At 67.3% G+C, this 26,079-nt stretch carries 27 protein-coding genes; 11 read left to right on the top strand and 16 right to left on the bottom strand.

Going from position 1 to position 26,079, the window contains the following annotated elements; all coding sequences use genetic code 11:
- Nucleotides 1–2: 2 nt before the first annotated feature.
- The 3 genes from ACAG25_RS14055 (at nt 3) to ACAG25_RS14045 (ending at nt 2,631) form a co-directional block, all read left to right on the top strand.
- Nucleotides 3–1,676: a 3-ketosteroid-delta-1-dehydrogenase gene (locus ACAG25_RS14055; protein ID WP_370489077.1), complete on the top strand. Its 1,674-nt coding sequence runs from the start codon at nt 3–5 to the stop codon at nt 1,674–1,676.
- A 64-nt stretch (nt 1,677–1,740) separates the two neighbouring features.
- A complete protein-coding gene (locus ACAG25_RS14050) occupies nt 1,741–2,439 on the top strand; it encodes an LLM class flavin-dependent oxidoreductase (protein ID WP_370489076.1) in 699 nt (232 codons plus the stop codon).
- Between the two features lie 6 nt (nt 2,440–2,445).
- Nucleotides 2,446–2,631, top strand: a complete 186-nt coding sequence (locus ACAG25_RS14045; RefSeq protein ID WP_370489075.1) for a hypothetical protein — start codon at nt 2,446–2,448, stop codon at nt 2,629–2,631.
- Nucleotides 2,632–2,640: 9 nt separating this feature from the next.
- Here ACAG25_RS14045 and ACAG25_RS14040 read toward each other — a convergent pair whose 3' ends face one another.
- The gene (locus ACAG25_RS14040; RefSeq protein ID WP_370489074.1) at nt 2,641–3,312 is read right to left on the bottom strand and encodes a PadR family transcriptional regulator; all 672 of its coding nucleotides are present in this window, start codon (nt 3,310–3,312) and stop codon (nt 2,641–2,643) included.
- A 125-nt stretch (nt 3,313–3,437) separates the two neighbouring features.
- On the opposite strand from ACAG25_RS14040, the gene ACAG25_RS14035 reads away from it, so the two are divergent.
- Nucleotides 3,438–5,009, top strand: coding sequence for an FAD-binding protein (locus ACAG25_RS14035; RefSeq protein ID WP_370489073.1), 1,572 nt, complete (start codon nt 3,438–3,440; stop codon nt 5,007–5,009).
- Nucleotides 5,006–5,617, top strand: coding sequence for a PaaI family thioesterase (locus ACAG25_RS14030; RefSeq protein WP_370489072.1), 612 nt, complete (start codon nt 5,006–5,008; stop codon nt 5,615–5,617). The genes ACAG25_RS14035 and ACAG25_RS14030 overlap by 4 nt, the downstream gene beginning before the upstream one ends.
- Nucleotides 5,618–5,707: 90 nt before the next feature.
- On the opposite strand, the gene ACAG25_RS14025 is transcribed toward ACAG25_RS14030, so the two are convergent.
- From ACAG25_RS14025 to ACAG25_RS14010, 4 genes are read right to left on the bottom strand one after another with little or no spacing between them, the layout of a single operon-like run.
- Nucleotides 5,708–6,217, bottom strand: coding sequence for a hypothetical protein (locus tag ACAG25_RS14025; RefSeq protein ID WP_370489071.1), 510 nt, complete (start codon nt 6,215–6,217; stop codon nt 5,708–5,710).
- A complete protein-coding gene (locus ACAG25_RS14020) occupies nt 6,214–6,702 on the bottom strand; it encodes a hypothetical protein (RefSeq protein WP_370489070.1) in 489 nt (162 codons plus the stop codon). Before ACAG25_RS14020 ends, ACAG25_RS14025 begins: the two co-directional genes overlap by 4 nt.
- Complete coding sequence (locus ACAG25_RS14015) at nt 6,699–7,100, bottom strand: hypothetical protein (protein ID WP_370489069.1); 402 nt, start codon at nt 7,098–7,100, stop codon at nt 6,699–6,701. The genes ACAG25_RS14020 and ACAG25_RS14015 overlap by 4 nt, the downstream gene beginning before the upstream one ends.
- Entirely contained in the window at nt 7,090–7,419 is a 330-nt protein-coding gene (locus ACAG25_RS14010; protein ID WP_370489233.1) for a hypothetical protein, read from the bottom strand. The genes ACAG25_RS14015 and ACAG25_RS14010 overlap by 11 nt, the downstream gene beginning before the upstream one ends.
- Before the next feature lie 176 nt (nt 7,420–7,595).
- Here ACAG25_RS14010 and ACAG25_RS14005 point away from each other — a divergent pair, with 176 nt between their 5' ends.
- Nucleotides 7,596–8,099, top strand: a complete 504-nt coding sequence (locus ACAG25_RS14005) for a hypothetical protein (RefSeq protein ID WP_370489068.1) — start codon at nt 7,596–7,598, stop codon at nt 8,097–8,099.
- Nucleotides 8,100–8,107: 8 nt separating this feature from the next.
- Here ACAG25_RS14005 and ACAG25_RS14000 read toward each other — a convergent pair whose 3' ends face one another.
- The 8 genes from ACAG25_RS14000 to ACAG25_RS13965 are packed head-to-tail and all read right to left on the bottom strand — an operon-like array spanning nt 8,108 to nt 17,219.
- Complete coding sequence (locus ACAG25_RS14000) at nt 8,108–9,619, bottom strand: MCE family protein (RefSeq protein WP_370489067.1); 1,512 nt, start codon at nt 9,617–9,619, stop codon at nt 8,108–8,110.
- Nucleotides 9,619–10,797, bottom strand: coding sequence for an MCE family protein (locus ACAG25_RS13995; protein WP_370489066.1), 1,179 nt, complete (start codon nt 10,795–10,797; stop codon nt 9,619–9,621). Before ACAG25_RS13995 ends, ACAG25_RS14000 begins: the two co-directional genes overlap by 1 nt.
- Nucleotides 10,797–12,239, bottom strand: coding sequence for an MCE family protein (locus ACAG25_RS13990; RefSeq protein ID WP_370489065.1), 1,443 nt, complete (start codon nt 12,237–12,239; stop codon nt 10,797–10,799). The genes ACAG25_RS13995 and ACAG25_RS13990 overlap by 1 nt, the downstream gene beginning before the upstream one ends.
- Nucleotides 12,236–13,318 (bottom strand): MCE family protein, encoded by a 1,083-nt coding sequence (locus ACAG25_RS13985; RefSeq protein WP_370489064.1) that lies wholly within the window; start codon nt 13,316–13,318, stop codon nt 12,236–12,238. The genes ACAG25_RS13990 and ACAG25_RS13985 overlap by 4 nt, the downstream gene beginning before the upstream one ends.
- Complete coding sequence (locus tag ACAG25_RS13980; RefSeq protein WP_370489063.1) at nt 13,318–14,349, bottom strand: MCE family protein; 1,032 nt, start codon at nt 14,347–14,349, stop codon at nt 13,318–13,320. Before ACAG25_RS13980 ends, ACAG25_RS13985 begins: the two co-directional genes overlap by 1 nt.
- Nucleotides 14,346–15,536, bottom strand: a complete 1,191-nt coding sequence (locus ACAG25_RS13975) for an MCE family protein (RefSeq protein WP_370489062.1) — start codon at nt 15,534–15,536, stop codon at nt 14,346–14,348. Before ACAG25_RS13975 ends, ACAG25_RS13980 begins: the two co-directional genes overlap by 4 nt.
- 10 nt (nt 15,537–15,546) lie before the next feature.
- Nucleotides 15,547–16,404, bottom strand: coding sequence for an MlaE family ABC transporter permease (locus ACAG25_RS13970; RefSeq protein ID WP_370489061.1), 858 nt, complete (start codon nt 16,402–16,404; stop codon nt 15,547–15,549).
- A gap of 8 nt (nt 16,405–16,412) precedes the next feature.
- On the bottom strand, nt 16,413–17,219 hold the full coding sequence (locus ACAG25_RS13965) for an MlaE family ABC transporter permease (RefSeq protein WP_370489060.1): 807 nt from the start codon (nt 17,217–17,219) through the stop codon (nt 16,413–16,415).
- Nucleotides 17,220–17,399: 180 nt separating this feature from the next.
- Here ACAG25_RS13965 and ACAG25_RS13960 point away from each other — a divergent pair, with 180 nt between their 5' ends.
- Nucleotides 17,400–17,849 carry a hypothetical protein gene (locus ACAG25_RS13960; protein WP_370489059.1) on the top strand — a complete coding sequence of 150 codons (450 nt, stop codon included), beginning with the start codon at nt 17,400–17,402 and terminating at the stop codon, nt 17,847–17,849.
- Here ACAG25_RS13960 and ACAG25_RS13955 read toward each other — a convergent pair.
- Together ACAG25_RS13955 and ACAG25_RS13950 are read right to left on the bottom strand one after the other, a co-directional pair.
- Nucleotides 17,822–18,400 carry a nuclear transport factor 2 family protein gene (locus tag ACAG25_RS13955; RefSeq protein ID WP_370489058.1) on the bottom strand — a complete coding sequence of 193 codons (579 nt, stop codon included), beginning with the start codon at nt 18,398–18,400 and terminating at the stop codon, nt 17,822–17,824. The genes ACAG25_RS13960 and ACAG25_RS13955 overlap by 28 nt on opposite strands.
- 22 nt (nt 18,401–18,422) lie before the next feature.
- Nucleotides 18,423–19,271 carry an LLM class F420-dependent oxidoreductase gene (locus ACAG25_RS13950; protein ID WP_370489057.1) on the bottom strand — a complete coding sequence of 283 codons (849 nt, stop codon included), beginning with the start codon at nt 19,269–19,271 and terminating at the stop codon, nt 18,423–18,425.
- A 144-nt stretch (nt 19,272–19,415) separates the two neighbouring features.
- On the opposite strand from ACAG25_RS13950, the gene ACAG25_RS13945 reads away from it, so the two are divergent.
- The gene (locus ACAG25_RS13945) at nt 19,416–20,234 is read left to right on the top strand and encodes an SDR family NAD(P)-dependent oxidoreductase (RefSeq protein WP_370489056.1); all 819 of its coding nucleotides are present in this window, start codon (nt 19,416–19,418) and stop codon (nt 20,232–20,234) included.
- Nucleotides 20,235–20,265: 31 nt separating this feature from the next.
- On the opposite strand, the gene ACAG25_RS13940 is transcribed toward ACAG25_RS13945, so the two are convergent.
- Complete coding sequence (locus tag ACAG25_RS13940; protein ID WP_370489055.1) at nt 20,266–21,876, bottom strand: PucR family transcriptional regulator; 1,611 nt, start codon at nt 21,874–21,876, stop codon at nt 20,266–20,268.
- Between the two features lie 80 nt (nt 21,877–21,956).
- Here ACAG25_RS13940 and ACAG25_RS13935 point away from each other — a divergent pair, with 80 nt between their 5' ends.
- The 3 genes from ACAG25_RS13935 to ACAG25_RS13925 all read left to right on the top strand — a co-directional run bounded on the left by ACAG25_RS13935 (nt 21,957) and on the right by ACAG25_RS13925 (nt 26,064).
- Nucleotides 21,957–23,450 carry a CoA-acylating methylmalonate-semialdehyde dehydrogenase gene (locus tag ACAG25_RS13935; RefSeq protein WP_370489054.1) on the top strand — a complete coding sequence of 498 codons (1,494 nt, stop codon included), beginning with the start codon at nt 21,957–21,959 and terminating at the stop codon, nt 23,448–23,450.
- 194 nt (nt 23,451–23,644) lie between these two features.
- Nucleotides 23,645–25,471, top strand: coding sequence for a flavin-containing monooxygenase (locus ACAG25_RS13930; RefSeq protein ID WP_370489053.1), 1,827 nt, complete (start codon nt 23,645–23,647; stop codon nt 25,469–25,471).
- Nucleotides 25,468–26,064, top strand: a complete 597-nt coding sequence (locus ACAG25_RS13925; RefSeq protein WP_370489052.1) for a TetR/AcrR family transcriptional regulator — start codon at nt 25,468–25,470, stop codon at nt 26,062–26,064. The genes ACAG25_RS13930 and ACAG25_RS13925 overlap by 4 nt, the downstream gene beginning before the upstream one ends.
- Nucleotides 26,065–26,079 lie beyond the last annotated feature (15 nt).

The raw sequence follows: 26,079 nt of genomic DNA, 5'->3' as shown, positions 1-26,079 counted from the left end.
GGGTGACCTCTGCGCGCACCTTCACCGTCGATCTGCTCGTCGTCGGCTCCGGCACCGGCATGGCCGCGGCGCTGGCCGCCCACGAACTGGGGCTGTCGACGCTGATCGTGGAGAAGACCGCGTTCGTGGGCGGCTCGCTGGCCCGCTCGGGCGGGGCGTTCTGGATGCCGGGTAACTCCATCCTCGCGGCGGCGGGGTCCAGCGACTCCGTCGACTACGGACGGACCTATCTCGATGCGGTGGTCGGCGATGACGCCCCACGCGACCGCGCGCACGCGTTCGTCGACTTCGGTCCGGCCGCCATCGAGATGCTCGGTCGCGCCACCCCGATGAAGTTCCAGTGGGCCAAGGGATATTCGGACTACCACCCGGAGAAACCCGGCGGCAGTGCCGTCGGACGCACGTGCGAGTGCCGCCCGTTCGACACCGCCAAGTTGGGGGCCGACCTGGCGCGGCTGCGCCCCGGGGTGATGGAATCCGACTACCCGATGCCGGTCACCGGCGCCGACTACCGGTGGCTGAACCTGATGGCCCGCACGCCGCGAAAGTCGTTGCCGCGCATCCTGCTGAGGGCCTTACAGGGTATCGGCGGGCTGGCATTGCGCCGCCGCTACGCCGCGGGCGGCCAGGCTCTGGCGGCAGGTCTGTTCACCGGGGTGCGGGATGCCCAGATACCGGTGTGGACGGACGCCCCGGTCACCGAACTGCTGCTCGACGGAGACCGGGTGACCGGCGCGGTGGTGGACCGGGCCGGTACCGAGACCCGTGTCACCGCGCGCCGAGGGGTCGTGCTGGCGGCGGGCGGCTTCGATCACCTGATGAGTTGGCGTCACAAGTTCCAGTCCGAGCGTCTCGGTGAGCATATGAGCCTCGGGTCCGAGGGCAACACCGGTGACGCCATCCGTCTCGCCCAGGACCTCGGCGCCGGCACGGCGCTCATGGACCAGGCGTGGTGGTTCCCGGCGTTCGCGCCGCTGCCCGGTGGCGCCCCCACGGTGATGCTCGCCGAACGTTCCCTGCCCGGTTGCCTGCTGGTCGACCAGACCGGTAAGCGGTTCATCAACGAGGCAACCGACTACATGACCTTCGGTCAGGAGTTGCTCCGTCGGGAACAGGCCGGCGACGCGGTGGAGACCATGTGGATGGTGTTCGACCAGCGCTACCGCAACAGTTACCTCATGGCCGCAGAACTGTTCCCGCGCATGCCGATCCCGAAGTCGTGGTATGACGCAGGCATCGCGCACCGCAGCGGCGACCTGGCGGGGCTGGCGCGACGCATCGACGTCGACCCGCAGGCGTTCGTCACCACGATGACGCGGTTCAACAGCCTGGCCGACGCGGGCACCGACGACGACTTCGGTCGCGGCACCAGCGCCTACGACCGGTACTACGGCGACCCCACGATCACACCGAATCCGAACCTTCGACCGCTGGGCCCTGGACCCTATTACGCGGTGCGGGTGGTGCTCAGTGACTTGGGGACGTGCGGCGGTCTGCGCGCCGACGCGCGCGCCCGGGTGCTGCGCGAGGACGGGTCGACGATCGGCGGCCTCTACGCGATCGGCAACACGGCGGCCAACGCGTTCGGCAAGTCGTATCCGGGTGCCGGGGCGACGATCGGGCAGGGAGTCGTATTCGGTTACATCGCCGCGCACCACGCCGCCGGCCGACTCTGACGCCCCCTTCCATGGGGCACGGTCGCGTCTTCTCGGAAAAGGATGCTCTTCAATGCAGTTGACGATGGGTCTTCCGACCCTCTTCCCCCACTCGCGCGACGTGGAGCTCACGTGGTACCGCAAGATCGACGAAGGCCCGTGGGACGGCCTCGCCACCTACGAACGGCTGCTCTATCCCGACAGCTGGGCGGTCGCGCCCCAGCTTGCCGCTGCAGCGGCAATGACCGAGCGCGTTCGTCTGTGGACCGATGTCGTCGCGCTGCCGTTACGAAACCCGGTGCTGTTCGCGAAAGACGCGGCGACCGTGGACGTGTTGTCGGGCGGACGCCTGACGCTCGGGGTCGGCATCGGCGCGTGGGACGAAGACTACGTCGCGGTCGGAAGCCCACTCGAGCGGAAACGCCAACGGATGGACGAGGCCGTGACCGCGATGCGCAACGTGTGGGCTCAGGAGCCACCTGTCGATGGACATCGTCCGGTGGGGCCTGCGCCGGTCCAGCCTACGGGCATTCCGCTCGTCGCAGGCGTGGTCGGCCCGAAGGCGCTGGCTCGAGCCGCCCAATGGGCTGACGGGGTGAGCGACCCGGCGCATTCCCTTCATTTCGACGCCGAGGCGCTCGCGGCGCAGCACGAGCGCGTCATCGAGGCGTGGCGGGTGGCAGGCAGGACGCAACGACCCCACTTCTCCACACCGATCTGGTTCGCGCTGGGTCCGGACCCGGAAAGCCAACTCCGCGAACATGTGCAGGACTTCTGGGACTGAGACGTCGTGACCACCGGTCCGGCGTCGTCCTACTTGACGGATTCCGACAGCGGGATGCTGAACTGCGGACCGTCCGCGCTCGTCGCCGCGGTGAACCTCGCGCGCGAAGCGGGTATCGATGAGCTCAGGCTCATTCCGACGACCGCCGATCCCGACGAGATCGACCGGGCCCGCGAGGTGCTGGGCATCTGACCGACCGGCTCACGGTTCGTGCTCTTCCTCTGCGGCGATGTGCCGCTCGACTTCGTACCAGTACTCGCGAACCGGGAACTGCACGCCTTCGAAGCCACCTTCGCCGAACGACTGCTCGACCTCGTCGAGTTCCTTGATCATCTGCAACGCCAGATCGCGTTCGGCGGCGTAATAATGCTCCGACCACCGCAGCGCCAGGCGGGCGTAGGCCCATGCCGGTTGGTCGGTGGTCCAGCGCACCTCGGTGGCCGCGGCCTGGTGCAACTGCTCGGCGTAGGCGGCGTGCTCGGTGAGGATCTCGCGTAGGCGTCCCGGGTTCAGCAGGTGTCCGAGCATGACCCGCAGCACCGGATTGTGTTTGAGGGTGGGCGGTTCCACCGCCTCGTCGTTGGCCCACCCGGTGACCGCAGCCAGACCCGTCTCGGTGATCTTGTACATGCGTCGACTGCGGATGCCCGCGTCGACGCGTGAGCTCACCAGGCCCAGCCGCTCCAACCGTTTGAGTTCGGAATAGATCTGGCTGTAGGCGGGACTCGAATAGAAGAACCGGATGGCCCAGTTGATCCACTTCTTGATGTCGTAGCCGGACAGTTCGTCACCGCCGGAGAGCATGCCGAGCAGCGCCCACCCTGTGGGCGAGACATTCGGCCCCCCGGTCGAACTGTCGGCGTCATCCGTCACCGGTCAAGGCTAGCAACGTCGATCACCGCACGTCGCGCCACATCCGCTGACCGGGAGGGCGCGTTGCGGCCGATACCGCCGATGGCGCACAGTGTCCCGGCAGGGGGCTACGGACGAGGAGGGCGATGACTGCCCAGCAGAGCGCGTCGGACCGCGGCAGCGGTTTTGACGCCGAGTTCGATGTCGTCGTCGCCGGGTCCGGGGGCGGTGTCGCCGGGGCCTACACCGCCGCGCGCGAGGGCTTGTCGGTGCTGTTGGTGGAGGCGACCGACATGTTCGGTGGGACCACAGCGTATTCCGGCGGTGGCGGCATGTGGTTCCCGTGCAATCCGGTGCTGCGGCGGGCGGGCGTCGACGACACCATCGACGATGCGCTGACCTACTTCCACGCCGTCGTCGGCGAACGGACGCCGCGCGAACTACAGGACGCCTATGTCCGCGGCGGTGCAGGACTCATCGAGTACCTGGAACAGGATCCCGCGTTCGAGTTCGCCGTGTTCCCGTGGCCGGACTACTACGGTTCGGCGCCCAAGGCGCGCAACGACGGTTATCGGCACACCGTCCCGGTTCCGCTGCCCGACCGCGAGCTGGGACCCTATGCGGGGTTGGTCCGCGGCCCCCTGGACACCGAGCGCCTCGGGGCGCCGGCGCCGGAGTTGCTGGTGGGCGGCCGGGCGCTGGTCGGACGGTTCCTGGCGGCGCTGGCACGGCTGTCGAACGCGGACTGCTGGCGCAACGCCCCACTCGAGGACTTGATCACCGACGACGGCCGCGTCGTCGGCGCGGTGATTCACCGCGACGGCGTGCCGGTGCGCGTGCGGGCCCGCCGCGGCGTGCTGCTGGCCAGCGGCGGCTTCGAGCAAAACGCCGAGATGCGGGCGCGGTACGCGGTGCCGGGAAGCGCCACCGACACGATGGGCGGGCCGGGCAGCACCGGTCGCGCGCACCGCGCCGCCATCGCCGCCGGCGCCGACGTCGACCTGATGGATCAGGCATGGTGGTCGCCGGGCATGACGCATCCCGACGGGCGCTCGGCGTTCGCGCTGTGGTTCACCGGCGGCATCTTCGTCAATGAGCACGGCCGGCGCTTCGTCAACGAGTCGGCACCCTATGACCGGTTGGGGCGCGCGGTCATCAGCCAGATCGAGGACGGCGCAATGGGTCTGCCGTTCTGGATGGTCTATGACCACCGCGCCGGAGAGATCCCGCCGGTCGGAGCGACCAACGTGTCGATGGTCGACCCGGCGGAGTACCGCGACGCCGGACTCTGGCACACCGCCGACACGATCGCCGGGCTCGCCGACGCGATCGGCGTTCCCGCCGCAGCGCTCGAGGCCACCATCGAGCGGTTCAACAGACTCGCCGCGGCCGGGGTCGACGAGGACTTCGGTCGCGGCGCCGAAGCCTACGATCGGACCTTCACCCAGGGTGGATCTCCGCTGGTCCCGATCGACACGCCGCCTTATCACGCGGCCGCGTTCGGGTTGTCGGACCTCGGCACCAAAGGCGGGCTGCGCACCGACACGCGGGCTCGGGTGCTGACTGCCGACGGCACACCCATTCCCGGCCTGTACGCGGCCGGTAATACGATGGCCGCCGTGTCAGGTACCACCTATCCCGGCGGCGGCAACCCGATCGGCGCATCGCTGCTGTTCAGCCACTTTGCTGCGCTGGACATGGCTGCGCAGGACCGGTGACGGCTCCGCTGGACCCGGAGGACGCGCGCCGGTCCGCCGAGCGGTACGGACCGCTGACCGAGTCGCTGCGCCGGCTGGTCGACACCGTGATCCGCAGCGACGCCGGACACGACGAGGTGCGCCGGGCGCACGCGCTGATCGACGAGGCCGCGGACCTGCTGGGCACGAACCTGCACCCGGACCAGTACCCGCTGCGGGTCACCACCGAGGGCCGCACGCTGACGTGGGGCAATGTCGCGATCGGGTTGCGCAACGCGATCGCTCCCCCACTGAAGCCCCGCCGCGACGAAACCGGCCGGGTGACAACCGATCTGGTGTTGGGAGCAGCGTACGAGGGGCCGGTGGGGCATGTGCACGGCGGGGTCTGCGCGCTGGTGCTCGACCACATCCTGGGCGCCACCGCGCACCGGCCGGGTTCGCAGGCGTTCACCGGCACGCTGACCATCCGCTACGTGGCCCCCACACCGCTGGGAGCGTTGCGCGCCGAAGCCTGGGTGGACCGCGACGAAGGTTCGAAAACCTTTGCGCTCGGGCGCATCACCGACGCGAGAGGGACCGTCACCGTCGAGGCCGAAGGCATCTTCATCCGCCCGAAGAAGCGCCCCTGACTCGTTCCGCGAGCGCGCGGGTCTGCTGGTGGACACGCCGACAATCGTCAGCACTGTGCGCGCGCTCGGCGCTACTGAACGCGCCGAAACTCACACCGGGTCGAACGCCGACACCAGCCAGGTGCCGTCGACCTTGCTCAGGGTGACAACTACGCTGCTGGCGGTCAGCGCCGGCTCCGGGCGCTCCGTGCTCACGGTCTGCTGGGTGAGGAAGACCAGCACCTTGGCGCGATCGGGATCGACGTCCATGGCGGCGGCCTCAACCACCTCGGCGTCGGCTTTCACGCCGCGGTCACGCGCGGCGGGTCCGACGATGTCGGCGGTGAATTTCCCGTAGTAGGTGGCGAATTCGCCGGTCATGACCTGCCGAGCCGCCGCCAGATCCGCATCGATGGTCTCCGGCGTGTACGACAGCAACGTGACCGCGGCCTCGGACGCGACGCTCACGGCCACCTTCTGCGCGGCCGCGTCGGTCTGCCGGTCCACCCGGTACTGCGTGACATATACCCACACCAGCGCCGCCGCCGATGCGATGACCAACACGGCGACCAGCAGCGGCGCCCACGACAGCAGCTTCCGGCGTTCGGACAGGGCGCTCACGACAGGAACTCCACGCTCGACATCTTGATGCGGTCGCCGTTGCGCTTCAGGTCGACGATCAGCCGCCAATTCCTCGCGGGCTCGGCGACACCGTCGGCGTCGGTCACCGTCGACGTGGCCGCAACGAGGACGACGGCGGAATCCGGGGAGGCCGACTTGACCGCCGCGGCCGTCGCCGACGCTCTGGTGGTCACTTTGGCATCCTTGGTCACCTTGACGAAATCATCGGCTGCACCGGCGAACTCGGCGCGGAACGGGTCGACGGAGTTGTCCAGGATCCGTTGCACCCCACCTTCGGGGTCGTTGACGTCGACCGACATCAGCGTGACGGCCACCTGCTTGGCCGCGGCGACGAACTCCGCGCGATCACGCACGTCAGCGAGGTGTTGCTGATGGTTCCACGACAGGTACCCGGTGATCACGGCCATGACCGCGGCTGCGGCGAGCGCAGCGGCCGCGGCGACCCGGCGCCGTGAAAACCTCACCAGTGCCGCACCGAACACAGCGCGCCCTTGGGTCCGTCACCGGTGGCCACGACGACACCGTCGATGCTCAGTTCGCAGCGGAACCCCGGCTCGACGGGCAGTCGTCCGCTGGTCGCGGACACCATCGCCCACCGGTCGGCGTCGGCCAGGGACACCGTGTGCACCCAGGGTCGGTCCGGGCCGATGTCGACGCGGGCTTTCGGACTGTAGACGTACGGGTTGTGGCTGTAGGCCGCCCAGGTCGGGGGGTCGACCTCACGAAAGTAGATATCGGCGGACACCGGCTGCTGGGTGGTGACGGTGTAGGTGACCCGCCTGGGTGTCTCGGCGTGCGCCGGGGCGGCACCCGACACAACCACCGACCCGGCGATCACCACGGCAAACGCGTTACGCAGCACTGGGACTCCAGTGCGGCGCGCCGTCGCGGGACTGACATTTGAGGAACAGTCCGTCGGGGGCCTGCGCCACCCAGTTCTCGTAGCCGGCGCACTGGGCTCCGAGGTCTTTGACACCGGCCATCGACGGCGATCGGAAGTACCGCGGCTCGTAGCGGCGCGGCGAACCGCAGAACACCAGCCGGCCCCACGACGTGGTGCCGAACACGTAGCGGGCGGTGTCCGCACAGGGCGCCCCCAGCACCACGTTCCCGGTGATTCCCGGGGTGCAGGACGGGCCGTCGCAGGACTGCGGTTGCGCCGCCGCGGGGGCGGCGTTCATCAGGCCCGCACCCGACGCGGCGGCCACGAGCAGAACTGTCCTGCGCACGCCGCCAGGGTGGCATCCCGAACCCTGCCGCGGGTTGGTGTCGTCCGCTGAGCGGACAGTTCGCCGTCACGGGCGCCGGCCCGCTGCTAACGTCCTGCGCTGCCAGCCGGTCGTCTGAGGAGCAGTCCATGGTCCGTGTCCCCGCGGTGTTGAGCGCCGTCGCAGCGATGACGATCGGCGCAGCGCCCTCGGCCGGCGCCGAGAACCCGGAGTGGGGCCTCAACGGGACTTACATCGCCACGTCCAACGGCGAATGGGCCCGCAAGAACGAGGTCTTCACCGAGCAGGCGAGCCTGCGCAGCACCTGGACGGTCCGCACCCAGTGCAGTTATCCCGGCGAGTGCACCGGCACCGTGGACAGCGAATGGGGCTGGAGCGCACCGATCTACCAACGCAGCGGCGTCTGGTATGTCAAGCACACCGTCGAGAACTGGATCCCCTGTCCCGACGGCACCACCGCCCCCGGGTTGCAGGTCTTCCGATTCAAGCCGATGACCCCCGAGGGCGGCATCGTCGACCCGACCTCGGACACCCTCGTCGGTGAGGACGTCACCACCGGCGTCAGCGGCGCCTGCGGCGTCAACAAGCCGGTGTACATCAACATGCCGTTCAAGCTCGTCAAAGCCGGTTAGCCGGGCGGCTACCGCGGCAGCAGATCCTCCCAGCCCTGCGCCTTGCCCTGCCCGAGATCAGCCTGGGTGAACACCCCGCCGTCGGGGGTTGCGTACTGGCCGGTCTGCGGATTGTACGTGGCGAACGCCACCGGCGAATCACCCTGCGGGACAGTGGAACTGCTCGGTGCAGCGGGGACCGCTGCGCCCGCCGGCGGGGCTGCGGCCGGTGCGGGCGCCGTACCCTCGGCGGGCCCGAAGATCTGGTCACCGAAGTCGATACGATCGTCCGGTGGAATCCCTTGGGCCAGCAGCGAAGGGTCGATCGGATACGGCCCGAGCACATGCTGACGCATCGCCAGGGGTTCGTAAGGCTTGTCGCTCTCGCAGATCTCAACCGTCGGCGCACGCTTGCCCGGTTGCTCCATGCACGGGAAGTTTCTGGTGCCGCGCACACCGATCGGGGAATCCTGGGGCAGCTTGCAGTACAACCCGTCAGGAGTATCGATGTCGCTCTCGTCGGCCGGTGACCGCCATGACGACGGCGGCAGGAACCCGACGGTGCAGGCCGGCGGATCACCCAAGGTCATGGTGAACTCCGACAAGGCCATGCCCGTCGGGTTCTGCAGCGAGGACCCGTAGGACTGGGTTGCCGCCAGGTACGGCGGCAGCAGTACCAGTAGCTGCTCCAGCGACGGGTGGTAGGCGATGCCGACCTGCCCCACCGACGTCATATTGGCCAGCAGCACAGGGAGAGTCGGTTTGATCTCGGCCAGCAGGTGCGATCCTTCGTCGGCGGCGCCGGAGCCCTGTTGCAGGATCGTGCGCACCTGACCGTCGTTATCGGCGATCTGCCGGGTGATGCCCGCGACACTGCGCGCCCAGGTGGTGATCGCGTCCGCCTTCTCGGCCTGGCCGTCGAGCAGGGGCCGGCTGTCGTCGATCAGCGTGCGACTGCGCTCACCGGTGGCGTTCAGATCGGCGGCCAGTCGGGCCGACGAGTCGAACAGCGCGCCGAGGTCGTGACCGGTTCCGTTGAGCGCGGCGAACGATTCGTCGAGCAGATCACTGAGCGAACCCTTCGGGATGCTCTCGACGAGCGCGCTCATCTCCTCGAGCATCGGCCCGACCGCTTGCGGGATCGACGAGACGTCTCCGCTGATCACCGCACCATCGGCCAGGTAGGGGCCGTCGTCGGTTCGCGGTTCGAGGTCGACGTATTGTTCACCGACCGCGGATACGCTGCGCACGTTGACTTTGAGGTCGACGGGGATCTGCGGCGACTTCTTCAGTGACATGGTGACGGTGGCACCGTCCCGTGTCGGCCGCACCTCGGTGACCTTGCCGACCGCCACACCCCGGTAGGTGACGTTGGAGAATTCGTAGAGCCCACCGGTGGTCGGCAGGTGCAGGGTCACCGCAATGCGTCCGAGCCCGAGCAGCATCGGGGCCTGCAGGTAGACGAACACCATCGCCCCGACACCGATCACCGACGCGATCGTGAAGACGATCAACTGGATCCTGATGAAACGTGTCAGCATCAGCGGCCGCCTTCTGCCGGAACGTCGATCAGGGGCGGGATCGTCGCCACCTCTTCGGGAATCGGGCTCACCGGCGCCTTGAGCGGATCCCGGGTGTACATCGAGTACCACGGGTCACCGGGCGCCGGCACCAGTGACGCGTTCGGTTCCGCCCATCGGGTTCCGAGCAGCATGCCGCTCTTGAGGCGCGGGATGGTGAAGTCGAACACGATGAACTGGTTCATGAAGTCGCCGCGGATGCCGCGGTCGATGAACTCTTGCGTGTACGGGTAGGTCGGCAGGTAAGCCAGTGCGGTCGCCAGATCAGGGCCGACGTCGGCCAATGCCCGTACCGCGGGCTCGAGATTGCGCAGGTTGCGCACGATGTCGTCGTGCGAAGCGTCCAGCAGTTGGGTTGCCGTATCGCTGAATTCGCCGAGCCTCTGCATGGCGGTGACGATCTGCGGCCGCTGCCGGTCAAGAACCTCAAGCGCCTGCGGGATCCTTTGCAGCGCAGCGGTGAGGGTGTCGCGCTGGTCGGCGAATGTCCCGGACAGCCGGTTCAGTGCCTCCACCGTGGCGACGATGTTGTCGCGCTGAACGTCCAGGATGCCGACGACGTTGTTCATCCTGGTGATCAGGTTGCGGACCTGGTCCTGGCGGCCGTCCAGCGCCGCGTTGAAGTTGCCGATGATGTCGCCGATCTGGGTGAGACCGCCACCGTTGACGACCACCGACAGCGATGACAGCGTCTGTTCGGTCGAGGGGTAGGTCGACGTTTTGTGCAGCGGGACGACGGCACCGGGCTGCAGGCGACCGGTCGGCTCTTCCCCCACCGGAGGGTCCAGCGCGACGTGCATCGAGCCCAGCAGGCTGGTCTGGCCGACGGTGGCCACCGCGTTCGCCGGCACCACCACATCGGATTTCACCGAGATGTCGACGTCGGCGTGCCAGTCGGTGACCGTCATCTTGCGGACCGCTCCGACCACGACGTCGTTGATCATGACCGGCGAATTCGATTCCAGGGTACCGACGTTCGCCACACGCAGCCGGTAGGTGACCGAATCCGATCCGGTCCCGACCGTGCCCGGCAGCGGCAGCGAGTTCAACCCGTCGAAAGAGCAGCCGGTGGCCGTGAGCACCACGGCGCTGCCCAGCGCGATCCATCGGCGCGCCGTGGACGAACAGCGACGCGTCATCACGGGGTTCCTTCCTGCGGGGTCGACGACGGTGCTGCTTCGGCGGGCAACAGCATGTCGGCGATGTTCGTCGGTTGTGCCGGCACGCCGGGTGGAACGGGCGCACCGGGATACAGCGCGGGATGCGGGTTCGCCGGTAGTCCGTGCGGGGCGTAGGCGCCGGGCGGATGAGCCGGATCCGACCAGCCCGGGGGCGGCGGTTGATCACCGGCACCGGTGTAGGCGGACACCGCCGGTGCGTGGTCGGCGGCAGCCGCTGGAGTGCCGCCACCGCCCGGGGCCAGGCCCGGCTCGGAGTAGATCACGTTCTGGGGAGCCGGTCCCAGGTAGGCATTGAACGGCAGCGGCAGGTAGTTGAAGTTCATCAGGCGTAGTGCCGGCCCGAGATATTGCGCGCAGGCCTTGCCGGATTCCTCCGCCGTGATGTTCTCGACCGCCGCGATCGCCGAGCAGATCGCGGTGACCGGGTTGGCGAAGTTGTTCACCGCGAAGGAGCCGCGCGGCCCGCCCGAGTCCGGGTTGTAGATGTTGTAGCCGTTGACCAGTGCGTTCGGCGCGGCATGCAGGACGTTCTTGAGCACCATGGTGTCGTCGGCGAGTACCTGGGTGACGTTGGCGAGTCGTTGGACCTGCTCGACGGTTTGGCTGCGGGAGCCCTCGACGAAACGGCGGACTTCACCGACTGCCTCCGACAGCGTGGTGATGGCCGAGTCCAGGTCGCTACGGCTGCCGTCGACGACGCTGGTGACATCGGCGAGCCGATCCTGGAAGGCCACGATCTGGACGTTGCTGTCGCGCAGCGCGGTGACGAAGGTCTGCAGGTGCTCGATGACCGCGACGATGTCGCCGCTGCCCTCACCGAGGATCCGGCCCACCCCGGAGAGCTGGGTGATGGTCTCGCGCAGCTTCTCCCCGTTGCCCTCCATGGCCTGCGCGGTGGTGTCGATGAACCGGCCGAGGGACGTCTGCGACACTCCGCTGCCCGGACCCAGCTCGGTGGCCAACCGGGTCAACTGTTCTTTGATCTGGTCCCACTCCACGGGCACAGCGGTTCTGTCCTGGCTGATCTCGGCGCCGTCGGTCATCGTCGGACCGCTGGCTTCCGGGGTCGTCCCCCACGGGGGTGTCAACTGGACGTAGCGGGCCGACACGAGGTTCGGTGCGACGATGATCGCCTCGGCGTCCACCGGGATCGGCACGTCACGGTCGACGGCCAGCGTCATCTTCGTGCGGGTTCCCTGAGGTTCGATCGCCGTGATCGTGCCGACCCGGACCCCGGCCACGCGCACGTCGTCGCCGGCGTAGATGGCCGACGCCGACCGGAAGTAGGCGACGATGGTGTTCGGGCTGAAGAACTGGTGGTAGGCGACGACCCCGGCACCGGACACCGCCAGTACCACGCACAGTGCCAGCAGCAACGTCCGCGAGACTTTGGCGCTCATCGTGAACCCCCGGGAATTCCGTTGTAGGGGAAGGGGAACTCCGCGCGCGGGCCGGCGTTGTCCGGTGGCTGCCCCGCGTTGACACCGCGGCGGAAGCCGAGCGCGTAATCCAGGAACGGCTGGATGGCAGGGCCCGGCAACAAGTTCGCCGGGAACCCGTTGTAGTAGAAGCCGTTGTTGACGGCTTCGCCCTGGGTGACCTGATACTTGGCCAGGCCCTTGAGCGAGGCGGCGATGTTGTCCCGGTTGCGTTCCAGCATCTCGGACACCGTGTTGAGCTTCTCCAGCGTGGGTGCGAGCTCGGCCTCGTTGTCGGCGACCACCCCGGATAGCTGCTGGGCCACTGCGGTCGTGCTGGCGAGGAGGTTGACGATCGCGTAGCGGCGTTCACGCAGGACCTCCATCAGATCGTTGGCGTTGAGCAGCAACGTGTTGACCTGAGAGCTTCGTTCCAACAACACCCCGGTCACGTTCGCCGCGGCATCCAGCAGCCCGGCCAGCGACTCGTTGCGGCTGTTGAGCGACTTCGACAGCCGGCTGACCCCGTCGAAGGTCGGGCCCAGTTGCGGAGCGATGCGTTCGATGGTGTCCGACAACGTGTCCAGTGACTGGTTGATGGCCGCCGTGTCGGTCTGCTCGGTGTTGGTGGTGAACTCGCCGACCGCGTCGGTCAGCGAGTACGGCGAGCCGGTGCGCGACAACGGGATTACGCCCATCGCGCCGAGGCTGCCGCTGCCGGCCGGCTCGAGGTCGAGTACCCGTTCACCGAGTACGGTGGCGATCCCGATGCTGGCCGTGGTGTCGCGGCCCAGCCGGACCGCGCTGTCGACCGCGAAGGTGGCCACTGCCCGGCCATGTTCGAGTTCGACATCGGAGACGGTGCCGACGGTGAAGCCGGAGACCTTGACCTCGTTGCCTGCCGAGAGTCCACCGGCCTCGGCGAAGACAGCCTGGTAGCGCACCGACGTCGCCATCGACCACAGCTGTTGGGGCTGCAGTCCGACGATGATGACGAGCACGACGAGGACGGCACCGATGAATCCGGCGCGTATCAGTGCAGTTCCGCGATATCTCAGCATCAGGGCTCAGCGCACCTTCCGGTGTTCTGGACGATCCAGGGGAAGTGGGCGGTTCGGCCCTGTAGGTCTGTGACCCGGACGGACAATCCGCAGATGTAAAGGTTCAGCCAGCTGCCGTAGGACCCGAGCCGCACCAGCTTGCGGTAGTTCTTCGGTGTCTTCTGCAGCGCGATGTCCAGCCGAGCGAGGTCGGTTTCGTTGGACAGCAGCGGGGCCAGCCGGTTGAGTTCATCGACGGTGCCGGCCAGCGGGGGGCGCGCCTCGGTCAACAGGTCCGCCAGCGAGGCCGTGCCGTTGTCCAGGGCGGTGATGGCTTCGGCGATGGTGTCGCGCTCCTGCGCGAGCCCGGTGGCCAGACGCTCGAGTTGATCGATTGCCCCGGAGAACTTCTCGCCGTCCTTGGCCACGGTGGTGATCGTCTCGTTGAGGGTCTCGATGAGCTGCTCCACGGTCCGGCCGTTGTCGGCCAGCGCATCGGTGAACGACGAGGTGCGCGTGAACAGTGATTCGAGGTCACCGCCCTGGCCCTGCAGCACCTGGATCAGAGAGCTGGTCAGCGCGTTGACGTCGTCGGGGTTGAGCCCCTGGATCACCGGCTTGAGGCCGCCGAGCAGGAGGTTCAGGTCCAGTGCAGGCTGTGTGCGCTCCGGACCGATCCGGCTCCCGGGTTGCAGGATGGTGGCCGGGCCGGGCTCGTCGAGAAGCTCGAGGTAGCGGTCGCCGACCAGGTTGAGGTAGCGCACCGCGACGCGGGTGCTCTCGGTCAGCCGGATGGTGTCGTCGGCGTCGAAGTCGACGGCGACGGTGTTGTCCTCGAGCAGCTCGATGTTCCGGACGGTACCGATCCGAATTCCGGCGATGCGCACCGAATCTCCGGTGCGCAGGCTCGACGAGTCGGTGAACACCGCCGAGTACCCGTGAGTGGCGCCGGTGCGGTACTGACCGAAGATCACGAACAGTCCCGCGGTCAGAAGCACCATGGTCACCCCGAAGGCCGCGAACTTCACTGCGGCTCTGCTCACGACGCTCATCCCGGGTGTCCCACCTGTGCGGTGTTGCGGGGCGGACCGTCGATGGGACCGAACAGAAGTTGTTTGAGCCCATCGGAGTTCAGCACGATGCCCTGGTTTCCGTACTGTGCGGGGTTGGCGTTGACGTCGGTGATGACGAACGGCGGACGCTTTTGGAAAGGGACCTTGGGCAGGTCGGTGCACTGCGGGCCACCCTTGGCGGCCACCTTCGGCAGGTTCTGCGGGTACCGGTAGCGCTCCTGCCCCAGGGTGACGGACTGCAGCAACAGACCACCGGGAACCGGCGAGCCGGGTGCCTTGGCCAGTTGCACCGCTCCGCCGAGCCCGCAGGTGAGTGCGGCGTGGTACTCGTTGAGCAGGTCGGTGGTCGGAACCAACAGCTCCATGGTGGTCGTGATCGCCTCCCGGTTGCCACCGATTACTTCGATTCCGTTGTCGGACAGGCCGATCACGCTCACGAGCAGGCGGTCCAGGTTGTCCTGCTCGTCGAGGACGGTCTGGCTGATCGTGGTGGCCGCGTCGATGGTGTCGAGCAGTTGCGGGGCGACGTCGGCGTAGGTGCCGATCACCGTCGGCACCGTGGCCAGTTCGTGCTCCATGGTCGGCAGGCTGGGTTCGATCGTGGTGAGGAAGCCGTCGAAGTCGGCCATCATCTGTCCGATCTGGTCTCCGCGGCCATCCACCGCGGTGGCCAGCGCGCCCAGGGTCTGATTCAGCTTGGCCGGCTCGATCTGGGCCAGGACCTGCGACAGTTGCTCGAAGACGGTGTTGATTTCGATGTTCACGTGGTCGGCGGTGAGCACCTGCCCAGCCCGCAACGACTCAGCCGACGCGTTCTGCGGCACCACCAGCTCGACGGATTTGGCGCCGAAGACCGTCGATGAGCCGATGTCGACCGTGACGTCGGACGGGATGGTATCCAGGTACGTCGGGTTGATCGCCAGATGGATGGCGGCGCGGCCATCGGGCAGTGTCTCGATGGAGTCCACTGAACCCACCTGAGCACCATGGAGTTTCACCTTGGCGTCGGGGTTCATCACCAGACCGGCGCGTTGCGACAACACGGTCACCGGCACGGTCGTCGTGAAGCTGCCCCGGAACAGTCCGATCGCGACCGCGATGACGGCGACCCCGGCGAGGACCGTGGCCAGGCCGGCCCGGGAACGCGTGTCGAAGCTCGTTGTCATCAGATGCTCGCTAGCCCGAGAGCTTGAAGTTGCCGTTGGAGCCGTAGATCGACAGTGACACCAGCAGGGTCACTGAGACCACGACCACCAGGGAGGTCCGTACCGCGTTGCCTACCGCCGCGCCGACCCCGGACGGGCCGCCGGAAGCGAAGTAGCCGAAGTAGGTGTGCACCAACAAGATCGCGATCGCCATCAGGATGGCCTGCAGGAACGACCACAACAAATCGATCGGGTTGAGGAACGTGTCGAAATAATGGTCATAGAGCCCGCCGGACTGACCGAACAACACCACCGTGGTGAACTGCGAGGCCAGAAACGACAAGATCACCGCGATCGAATACAACGGCGCGATCGCCACCATCCCCGCCACGATGCGGGTGGAGACCAGATACTGCACCGGCGGAATCCCCATCGACTCCAACGCGTCGATCTCCTCGTTGATCCGCATCGCCCCCAGCTGCGCGGTCACCCCCGCCCCGAACGTCGCAGCCAACCCGATCCCGGCCACCACCGGCGCCGCGATCCGCACGTTGATAAACGCCGCCAAGAACCCCGTCAGCGCCTCGATACCGATATCGCCGAGCGAGGAATACCCCTGGATCGCCAACGTCCCACCGGCGGCCAGGGTCAAGAACCCGACGATCACCACGGTGCCGCCGATCATCGCCAACGTGCCCGCACCCATGGAGATCTCGGCGATCAACCGGATGATCTCCTTACGGAAATGCACCGCCGCATGCGGGGTCCCGGCCAGCGCCCGCCCGTAGAACAACGTGTGATCACCGATACCGGACAACCAATCCACCGGCCGGTTGACATTCTTGGTCAGCCGCGGAAACCGCGACCGCAACACCGCAGAAGTACCCATAGCGCGCCCTAGCCCGTCGTCATCCGGATACCGATGGCGGTGACCACCACATTGATCACGAACAACGCCATAAACGCATACACCACCGTCTCGTTGACCGCGTTACCCACCGCCTTGGCCCCACCCCCGGAGATCGTCAACCCCCGGTAGCAGGCCACCAACCCCGCGATCAAACCGAACAACGCCGCCTTGACACACGAGATGATCACCTCGGGCACCCCGGTCAACAGGGTGATCCCCGCCGCGAACGCCCCCGGGTTGACGTCCTGGACGAACACCGAGAAGAAATAGCCGCCCAAAATGCCGATGATCACCACCAAACTGTTGAGCAGCAGCGCCACCAGACCCGATGCCAGCATCCGCGGGGTCACCAACCGCTGGACCGGGTTGATGCCCAGCACCTCCATCGCGTCGATCTCCTCACGGATGGTGCGCGAGCCGAGGTCGGCGCACATCGCGGTGGCCCCCGCCCCGGCCACGATCAGCACCGTCACCAACGGACCCACCTGGGTTACCGCACCGAAAGCCGCACCCGCGCCCGACAAGTCGGCCGCCCCGAGTTCGCGCAGCAGGATGTTCAGCGTGAACGACACCAGCACCGTGAACGGGATGGCCACCAACAGCGTCGGCGCCATCGACACCCGCGCCACAAACCACGACTGCTCCAGAAACTCCCGCCACTGGAACGGCCGCACAAACACAAACCGCACCGCATCCAACGCCATCGAGAAAAACCCACCGACGGCCTGCATGGGAGCGGAAGAACGCAACAGCGGGATCCCCGTCGACCAGCGGTCTGCGGCCTTGTTCACCATGTGCCGCCGACCCCTTCTTCGATGACGGATGTGAGCTTCTGCGCCATTCCGGCGACACACACGGTGACAGCAGCCAGTGGCGCAGCACACAGCCCGTCCCATCCACCGGGAAGCACTCGGCCCCGGGACTCGGCGGGCTGCAACATCGTCGGTGCGCCGACGCCAACCAAGGACGAAATCATGAACCTGCCCGCAGCCGCTGCGACCGCCGCACTGACGCTCGCAGCGCTCACTTCGGCACCATCTGCCCAGGCCGAGCCGTTCTTCGCGAACTACTCACTCAACATCGAGGGTCGGTATGACTTCCACACCTGGACGTGGGCGGTCACGTACTGCATCCCTGACACAGCGGACTGCGCGCGAATCAAGGCGATCCCGATGCCGACCGCCAAGGCCTTCGAGTACAGCGGCGACGCGCACCTGGTGGACGGCCGGTATACGTTGACGGTCGACGTCCCCGACGGATTACGTTGCGGGAACGTCTATTACGGTCCCGTCATACCCACCCGCGACGTGTACACCTGGGATGCCGACTCGCTGCGGGGCACGATGACCTCGTCGTTCGCAGCGGGCTGCGACGGCGCTCCGGGTGGGGCGTTCACCTATCCGTTCGCGCTGGTTCGCCTCTGAGGGGCACGTCCTTCGACTCCGGCCATCAGCAGTTCGTGGGCTTCCGGGTTCCCGTCAAGCATGCGACTGGTGCGCGCGGTGATCTGCCAGCGCCCGTCGATCCGGCGCACTTGAAAATGGTTGGCCGCGGCGCGCCACACCACGTACCCGGCCTTCGGTAGCCCCTTTCCGGTCGCAGCGCTCCCGCGCCCCGGAGAGCCGTCGTCGACACGTAGCACGACAAGGGACTCGCACACCGCCACCGCGTCGTCCCCATGAACGGTGATCGCGGCGGGCCCGAGGAAATGGCAACAGCCGTTGTCGACCAGCCGGCGATGTCCGCCGGAGCGCACCATCGCCTCGACGTCGCCACGGCTCGACATTCGCCAGCCCTCGACGTCGTAGCTGCCGTCGGAGCTCCACAGGGCCGCCGCACCTGCGGCGTTCGCTGCGTCCACGCACGGGCCGTACGTTGCGATGAGGCGTGCGATCTCGCGCTCGTCCTCGACGACACCCAGGCGTTGCTCGAGTCGACGGAGACGCTCTTCGAGGGCTGCGAGGTCCGGGGACATTCGTTTCTTTCCCTTCGTTGTTTCAGAGTGTTTCGACCAGCTCGCGCAACGATGCGAGTTGCTCGCAATAGTGTTCGGCCGAGTCTGCGGTCAACGAGCACGTCACTGCTGTGGCGCCCACATCACGCAATGCCCGCAGCGGCTTCAGGCATTCGGCGGGGGCGCGCGGATCCAGGGGACCAACCGGCAGTACGACGTCGAAGCCGTCCGGAACCTCTGTGGCGGCGAGCATTTGGGCGATCTCGGTGGTTCGCAGCCCGAACGGCATCCAGCCGTCTGCGAGTTCGACCGCGCGACGCAGCGAACGTCTGGTGCGTCCACCCACCCAGATGGGCACCCGAGGTTGCATCGCGCAGGGTTCGACCACCATCGCCTCGTAGCGGTAGAAGTCCCCGTGGTAGGACGGTTCGGGTACCGACAGTGACGCGCGTAATGCGCGGATGGCGTCGTCGGCGCGGGCTCCGCGGTCCTTCCATGCCGCACCGAGCATGTCGAACTCCGCGCCCAGTGAACCGACACCGACGCCGAGCACGAGTCGCCCACCGCTCAACCGGTCGAGGGTGCCGTAGCGCTTGGCGATCTCCAGCGGGTGGTGATAGCCCAGAACCAGTACCGAGGTGGCCAGCCGGATGCGCGTCGTCCGGGCTGCCAGGAACCCGAACGTGGCCAGCGGATCCCAGTAGACGCTGCCGCGGACGGCCGCATCGGCGACGGGAACTGCGACGTGCTCGGAACATGTCAGGTAGTCGAACCCGAGTCTGTCGGCAGTTTCGGCGATGCGTGCGACGTCCTCGATGCCGGCATCCCGTTCCCAGGGGCTGGCCGCCGCGGGCGTTTGCACCAGCACGGGCGTCGACAGTCCGATCAGCATCGTTCCGTTATAGCCGTGCCGGGCTGCCGGAAACTCGGTAGGTCTCGTTCTCCGGTACGCGGTCGTCGATCGCACCCGCAACCGCGTCCTGATCAGTGGGACGCCCCTTCGTCCGCCCGGGCCAAAACATAGTTAGATGAGCTCATGACTTCAGGGAATGCACCAGGGACGGACCGCGCCAAGTACGGACCGTGGGCGGTCATCGCCGGTGGCTCCGAGGGGGTCGGCGCGGAGTTCGCGAAAGCGCTGGCTGCCGACGGGTTCAATCTCGTCCTGATCGCTCGTAAGCCCGGACCGCTCGGAGAGACCGCGGACACGTGTCGCGCCTTTGGCGCCGAGGTCCGCACCTTGGCGCTCGATCTTCTCGAAACCGACTCGACGCCGCGCATCGTCGAGGCAACTTCGGACGTGGAGGTCGGGTTGCTGATCTACAACGCGGGCGCCAGCACCTGCAACGAACGCTTCCTCGACGCCGAGCTGATTGACTTCGCCAAGGTGCTCGATCTGAATGTGACCCGAATGCTGGAACTGACACAGCATTTCGGGCGCCGGATGGTGGCCATGTCGCGAGGCGGCATCATCCTGGTCGGCTCCCTGTCCGGTTACATGGGCGCCGAACGGCACTCGGTGTACTCGGGCGCCAAGGCGTTCAGCCGGGTGTTCGCCGAGAGTCTGTGGCTCGAACTGCGGGACCACAACGTCGACGTTCTCGAGTTGGTGCTCGGTGTGACGCGCACGCCGGCCATGGAACGCGGCGGCCTGAACTTCGACGTGCCCGGACTCGTCGTCAACGACCCCGCCGAGGTGGCCCGCGAAGGTCTGCACCGTATCGCGGAAGGTCCCGTGGTGGTCGCGGGCGGCAACGCAGAGCAAGCTCTGCGCAACAGCGGCCCGGACCGAGCCGCCGTTGTGCTGGGTGCCCACGAGACCATCAGGCGGCTCACCAGCCGCGTCGACAGTTGAGGTCGCCGTATCGGCGCATGAGCCGCACCGGTCATCCCAGTCCGGTCGGCCGGATGCGTTGCCGTGCATCGCGCACCATCAGCGCCACCGACAACGACGTCATCGATTCGGCATCGGCCAGGTCCACCCCGAGGATTTCCTCGATCGCAGCCAACCGTTTGTAGAGGGCGGGTCGGCTGATGTGCATCTGCTGCGCCACCGCCGCTTTGTTGCCCGCCAGCTTGAGGTAGACGCGCAGCGTCTCCATGTCGGTCGAGCCGCCGGCGCGCAGGAGGGGCTGGAGTTCGGTTTCGGCGAATCGCTGGACGCGCGCGTCGTCGCGCAACAGGGTCATCAACCCACGCAACCGCACGTCGGCGGCCCGGAAGTACGGTCGGGCGTCGTCGTGCATGGCCGCTGCGACCTCCGCGACGTGGGCGGCTTCGGCCAGTCCGCGGATTGCATCGGTGAGCTCACCTTCCGCGGTACCCACCGCGCACACCGAACCGGCGACGCCGTCGGCGCGGCCGAGGTCGGTACGTATCCGCTGCCCGAGGTCGGCCAGCGCCCTGTCCGGGCCGCCACGCGCCGAGCCCAGTGACAACACAGCGGCGACCTCGTCGTTGCGCCGGGTGGCGAACAGCGCCGTGTGGCCTGCGGCGTTGACGGTATGCACCACCGTGTCGAGGACGGTTACGTTGTGTCGTTGCGTCACAACCGGATCTGTCGTCCTGCCGGTCCGGTCCACGCGGACGACCATCGGGTGGTAGCGCGGGGCCTTCCGCAGCCCGAGCGCGTGGGCGCGTGCCGCGACGTCGCGTTCACCGGGGACCCGACCTTGCAGGACGTCGTCGATGAGCCCGCTCTGCGCTTGCTGGTGCAGACCGGTGTTGGCGCGCTCGACCATGCGGTTGAGCGCCAGTGCGACAGAGGCCCTTTCGAGCACCATGATCGATCGCTGACGGTCGGGGACGGCAAGCGGCACGATCAGGCGGCCCCACTCCTCGGTGCGCGGACCCACCAGGGTGATCGCCCAACCCTCGGGTCCACCGTCGGTGGTAGTGCTACGACGCGAACGATGTTCCCAGTCTTCCAGGAGCGTCGCCGTTTCAGTGGCATGCGCCGACAGTGCGACGGCCTGGTGCGTCAGATCCTCGAGGACGACCGGGTGCTCGAGGATGCGGGCAGCTGCATCGACGATCGCGGCCACCGTCGGACGCTTCATGCTCAGTTCGGTGAAGGTTTCGTGCACCCGCCGGTCGAACGCGACTTCGTCGTACTGCTCGGCGACGATGCGTCGGTGCACGATCTCGGTGACCTCGACGAACCGGATCTCACGATGCAACACCACGAGCACGAGATCCAGGCTCTCCGCCAACGACGCCAGCGAGTCGGACAGTCTGGTCGATGCCGAGCCGATTTCGACGACGGCGCCGAGGGCACCCGCGTCGGCGAGCCCCTGCAGATAGCGGCGGGGGGATCGACCCATCCGCGCCACCGTGGTCAGGACCAGTTCCCCGCCGTGCAGCAGCGTGGACAGGTCGGCCACGCCGCCCACGTGCAACCACCGGACCGGTGTCGACCAGCGGCATGAGCTGAGCACCTCGGGCCGTCCGCGCTGCACCACCGGCAGTTCGATCACATCCCCGACCGTCACCGCCATTTCCATAGTGTAAATCTCAGATGGACATTAGATACGGACTGTCACGGTGCGGCGGCGACCGCGCGTTTCACACTGGTGCCATGACAACGACCATTCCGCACTGGCTGGCCGGCGAACCGTTCACCGGAAACAGCGGCACCACGGCCCCGGTGACCAACCCGGCCACCGGCGCAGTGACCGGCAACGTGGCACTGGCTTCCGTCGCAGACACCCGCGCCGTCGTCGACGCAGCTGCCGCGGCCTACCCGGCGTGGCGGGACACCTCCCTGACCAAGCGGACCCAGGTGCTGTTCCGGTTCCGTGAACTGCTCAACGAACGCAAAGACGAACTCGCCCAGATCATCACCGCCGAACACGGCAAAGTCGTCTCCGACGCACTCGGCGAGGTCAGTCGCGGCCAGGAGGCCGTCGAGTTCGCCTGCGGCATCCCGTTTCTGCTCAAAGGTGGGTTCACCGAGAACGCGTCGACCAACGTCGACGCCTACTCCATCCGACAGCCCCTCGGGCCCGTCGCGATCATCTCGCCGTTCAACTTCCCGGCCATGGTGCCGATGTGGTTCTTTCCCCTCGCGATCGCGTGCGGCAACACCGTCGTGCTGAAGCCGAGCGAGAAGGATCCGTCGGCGTCGATCTGGATGGCGCACCTGTGGGCCGAGGCCGGCCTGCCGCCCGGGGTGTTCAACGTGGTGCAGGGCGACAAGACCGCGGTCGACGAGTTGCTGATCAATCCGAAGATCAAGTCGGTGTCGTTCGTCGGCTCCACCCCGATCGCGCAGTACGTCTACGCCACCGGCACCGCTGCCGGCAAACGGGTGCAGGCGCTCGGCGGCGCGAAGAACCACGCCGTCGTGCTGCCCGACGCCGACCTCGACCTGGCCGCCGATGCGATGGTCAACGCCGGGTTCGGCAGTGCCGGTGAGCGGTGCATGGCGATCAGCGTCTGCCTGGCTGTCGGCCCCGTCGGTGACGACCTGGTGGCCAAGATCGCCGAACGTGCCGCCGGCCTGCAGACCGGCGACGGCACGCGGGATGCCGACATGGGCCCGCTGGTCACCCGCGCGCACCGGGACAAGGTCGCCTCCTACATCGATGCCGGCGAATCCGCAGGCGCCAAGGTCGTCGTTGACGGACGTGAGGTGTCCGTGGACGGTTCGGAAGACGGCTTCTGGCTCGGGCCCACCCTGCTCGATCACGTCACCCCCGAGATGAGCGTCTACACCGACGAGATCTTCGGGCCGGTGCTCTCGGTGGTGCGCGTGGACACCTACGACCAGGCACTGGACCTGATCAACGCCAACCCCTACGGCAACGGCACCGCGATCTTCACCAACGACGGAGGGGCGGCCCGCCGCTTCCAGAACGAGGTCGAGGTCGGCATGGTCGGCATCAACGTGCCGATCCCGGTTCCCATGGCGTACTACAGCTTCGGCGGATGGAAGTCCTCATTGTTCGGAGACAGCCACGCGCACGGTATGGACGGCGTGCAGTTCTTCACCCGCCAGAAGGCCGTCACCCAGCGCTGGCTGGACCCGTCACACGGCGGCATCAACCTCGGCTTCCCCCAGAACGCCTAGCCGTCCCGTTTTGTCTCGGCGAGCGCGCGTGTTTGCGCCCCGGCACGCCGCCGGTGACCGGCATTTTGCGCGCGCTCGCCGCGAGACAACAGCCCGAACCCCCCACGCCATCCACCGCGTCTGGCAAGATGCTGAGAAGTCTGTTCACCAGACATACTGTCCAGCGAATTGCCAGATGCGAGGAGTGCCAGCCGATGCCGGAGACGATCGCCTCCCCCGGCCCCCAGCCGCCGACGTACGACGCCGCATGGGTGCGCGCGAAGTACGCATACGAACGCAACAAGCGGCTGCGCCCAGATGCGGTCGACCAGTACATCGAGGTCACAGCTGATTTCTCGCACTACGCCGACGACCCGTACACCGAGTGGGTCGAGCGCGAACCGGTCCGCGACCACGTCGGCGTCCTGATCATCGGCGGCGGGCTGGGCAGCCTCATCGCCGCGGCACGGCTGCACGAAGCGGGCATCACCGACATCCGCGTTGTCGACACCGCGGGCGACTTCGGCGGCACGTGGTACTGGAACCGCTACCCCGGCGCGCAGTGCGACATCGAGTCCTACATCTACCTGCCGCTGCTCGAAGAGCTGAACTACATCCCGACCGAGCGTTACGCGCACGGCCCGGAGATCCGCGACCACCTCCAGGCGATCGCCCGCCACTACGGCCTCTACGACAACGCGCTGCTGTCGACGACCGTGACCGGCATGCGGTGGAACGAGCAGGTCGAGCACTGGGAGGTCTCGACCAACCGCGGCGACGCCTTCACCGCGACACTGGTCACCGTCTCCCCCGGCTCGCTGACCCGCCCGAAGCTGCCGGGTATCCCGGGCATCAACGAGTTCCGCGGCCACACCTTCCACACCAGCCGCTGGGACTACGACTACACCGGCGGCGACGAATCCGGAGGGCTGACCAAGCTGGCGGACAAACGCGTCGGCATCATCGGAACCGGCGCCACCGGGCTGCAGTGCATCCCGCACCTCGGTCGTTGGGCGCAGAAACTCTATGTCTTCCAACGCACCCCGAGCACCGTCGCTGAACGTGGAAACCGTCCGACCGACCCCGCCTGGGCGACGACGCTGACCCCCGGCTGGCAGCGTGACCGCATGGAGAACTTCACCCGCGTCACCTGCGGGGTCGAGATGGATATCGACCTCGTCGACGACGGCTGGACGCGCAACGCGCTGGCACTGACCGACCCCGCGGTGATCCGCGAAACCGCGCGCCTGGGACGGGAAATGACGCCCGACGAGATCACCGAGTTCCTCTATCGCCTCGACTTCGAGACGATGGAACGATTGCGCAAACGCATCGCCGACACCGTGCGCGATCCGAAGACTGCGGAGTCCCTCAAACCGTGGTTCAAGCTGATGTGTAAGCGCACCGGCTACCACGACGATTATCTGGAAACGTTCAACCGTGACAACGTGGAACTGGTCGACACCGACGGCCGCGGCGTCGAACGCTTCACGGAGACAGCGGCAGTCGTCGACGGCGTCGAATACGAACTGGACGCGTTGATCTTCGCGACCGGTTTCGAGGTCGGCACCGAGTTCACCCGCCGCCTCGGCTTCGAGATCGTCGGCCGTGACGGGGTGCGCCTATCCGACAAGTGGGCCAAAGGCATGCGCACGCTGCACGGTCTGCAGACCCACGGCTTCCCTAATTGTTTCTTCCTCGGCTACACGCAATCCGGCGTCTCGCCGAATTACACGCACACCGCCGAGGAGCGCGCCCGCCACTTCGCTTATCTGGTGAAGACGTTCGTCGAACGTGGCGCGTCGACCATCGAAGCCACCCTCGCGGCCGAAGAACAATGGCTCGCCACCATGAACGAGGCCGGCGAGAAGGCCAAGGCGTTCTACGCCGACTGCACCCCGAGCTACCTGAGTTCCGAGGGCGACAAGGACAATCCGCACGGCATGCTGTCGACGAACTTCGGCGGCAAACCGGTGGAGTTTTTCGACATGCTGGCCGCGTGGCGCGCCTCCGGCGCACTCGACGGGGTCACGCTGACATGACCAAGACCGATTACGTGGCACCGAAACTCACGATGCGTGACCGCCACCGTCTGATGACCCGCGACCACATCATGACCGCTGCGTTGGAGGCGTTCGCCGACCGCGGGTATGTCGCTGTCACCATCGACGACATCGTGCGCCGCGCCGGGATCGGTCGCGCGACGTTCTATCTGCATTTCGACAGCAAGGCCGCCGTGCTGCGGGAGCTGCGGAACACCCGGATGACGGTGTGGGCGCAGGAGGACGCACCGCGCGGCGGCAGGTCCGGACGTCCCTCTGTCCGCGCGTTCTTCGAAAAGGTCGTCGACTTCTACACCGCCTCGCCGCAGCTCTATATGGCGCTGCATCAGGCCCGGGCCGCCGATCCGGATTTCGCCGAAGCGCACCGAGCCACTATGGAGGCCAACGTCATCGAGTGGATCGAGGCCGACGCCATCCCCGGAGCCACCGAGTCCCAGATCCGATTGGCCATCGCGATGATGTACACGATGGTCGACTCCTTCATGCACCTCTGGCTGGTCGACGGGTGGCCGTTGGAACGCGAGGCCGCGATCGACGCGATGACCGACGCGCTCTACGCCACCATGCGATGAAAACTCACCGATAGG

Source organism: Mycobacterium sp. pV006, from assembly GCF_041287115.1.
Taxonomy (GTDB): domain Bacteria; phylum Actinomycetota; class Actinomycetes; order Mycobacteriales; family Mycobacteriaceae; genus Mycobacterium.
The sequence above is the reverse complement of the archived record's forward strand: the minus strand, read 5'-3'. Positions and strand labels throughout refer to the sequence as shown.

What these genes read in the sequence shown, in the direction of transcription:
- ACAG25_RS14010 (WP_370489233.1), bottom strand. Translation starts at nt 7,419, where the DNA reads ATGAACGCCGCCCCCGCGGCGGCGCAACCGCAGTCCTGCGACGGCCCG.
- ACAG25_RS13930 (WP_370489053.1), top strand. Translation starts at nt 23,645, where the DNA reads ATGCCGGAGACGATCGCCTCCCCCGGCCCCCAGCCGCCGACGTACGAC.
- ACAG25_RS13985 (WP_370489064.1), bottom strand. Translation starts at nt 13,318, where the DNA reads ATGCTGAGATATCGCGGAACTGCACTGATACGCGCCGGATTCATCGGT.
- ACAG25_RS13935 (WP_370489054.1), top strand. Translation starts at nt 21,957, where the DNA reads ATGACAACGACCATTCCGCACTGGCTGGCCGGCGAACCGTTCACCGGA.
- ACAG25_RS14005 (WP_370489068.1), top strand. Translation starts at nt 7,596, where the DNA reads ATGGTCCGTGTCCCCGCGGTGTTGAGCGCCGTCGCAGCGATGACGATC.
- ACAG25_RS13945 (WP_370489056.1), top strand. Translation starts at nt 19,416, where the DNA reads ATGACTTCAGGGAATGCACCAGGGACGGACCGCGCCAAGTACGGACCG.
- ACAG25_RS13970 (WP_370489061.1), bottom strand. Translation starts at nt 16,404, where the DNA reads ATGGGTACTTCTGCGGTGTTGCGGTCGCGGTTTCCGCGGCTGACCAAG.
- ACAG25_RS13990 (WP_370489065.1), bottom strand. Translation starts at nt 12,239, where the DNA reads ATGAGCGCCAAAGTCTCGCGGACGTTGCTGCTGGCACTGTGCGTGGTA.
- ACAG25_RS13960 (WP_370489059.1), top strand. Translation starts at nt 17,400, where the DNA reads ATGAACCTGCCCGCAGCCGCTGCGACCGCCGCACTGACGCTCGCAGCG.
- ACAG25_RS13950 (WP_370489057.1), bottom strand. Translation starts at nt 19,271, where the DNA reads ATGCTGATCGGACTGTCGACGCCCGTGCTGGTGCAAACGCCCGCGGCG.
- ACAG25_RS13995 (WP_370489066.1), bottom strand. Translation starts at nt 10,797, where the DNA reads ATGACGCGTCGCTGTTCGTCCACGGCGCGCCGATGGATCGCGCTGGGC.
- ACAG25_RS13940 (WP_370489055.1), bottom strand. Translation starts at nt 21,876, where the DNA reads ATGGCGGTGACGGTCGGGGATGTGATCGAACTGCCGGTGGTGCAGCGC.
- ACAG25_RS13975 (WP_370489062.1), bottom strand. Translation starts at nt 15,536, where the DNA reads ATGACAACGAGCTTCGACACGCGTTCCCGGGCCGGCCTGGCCACGGTC.
- ACAG25_RS14000 (WP_370489067.1), bottom strand. Translation starts at nt 9,619, where the DNA reads ATGCTGACACGTTTCATCAGGATCCAGTTGATCGTCTTCACGATCGCG.
- ACAG25_RS13965 (WP_370489060.1), bottom strand. Translation starts at nt 17,219, where the DNA reads ATGGTGAACAAGGCCGCAGACCGCTGGTCGACGGGGATCCCGCTGTTG.
- ACAG25_RS14050 (WP_370489076.1), top strand. Translation starts at nt 1,741, where the DNA reads ATGGGTCTTCCGACCCTCTTCCCCCACTCGCGCGACGTGGAGCTCACG.
- ACAG25_RS14035 (WP_370489073.1), top strand. Translation starts at nt 3,438, where the DNA reads ATGACTGCCCAGCAGAGCGCGTCGGACCGCGGCAGCGGTTTTGACGCC.
- ACAG25_RS13925 (WP_370489052.1), top strand. Translation starts at nt 25,468, where the DNA reads ATGACCAAGACCGATTACGTGGCACCGAAACTCACGATGCGTGACCGC.
- ACAG25_RS13955 (WP_370489058.1), bottom strand. Translation starts at nt 18,400, where the DNA reads ATGTCCCCGGACCTCGCAGCCCTCGAAGAGCGTCTCCGTCGACTCGAG.
- ACAG25_RS13980 (WP_370489063.1), bottom strand. Translation starts at nt 14,349, where the DNA reads ATGAGCGTCGTGAGCAGAGCCGCAGTGAAGTTCGCGGCCTTCGGGGTG.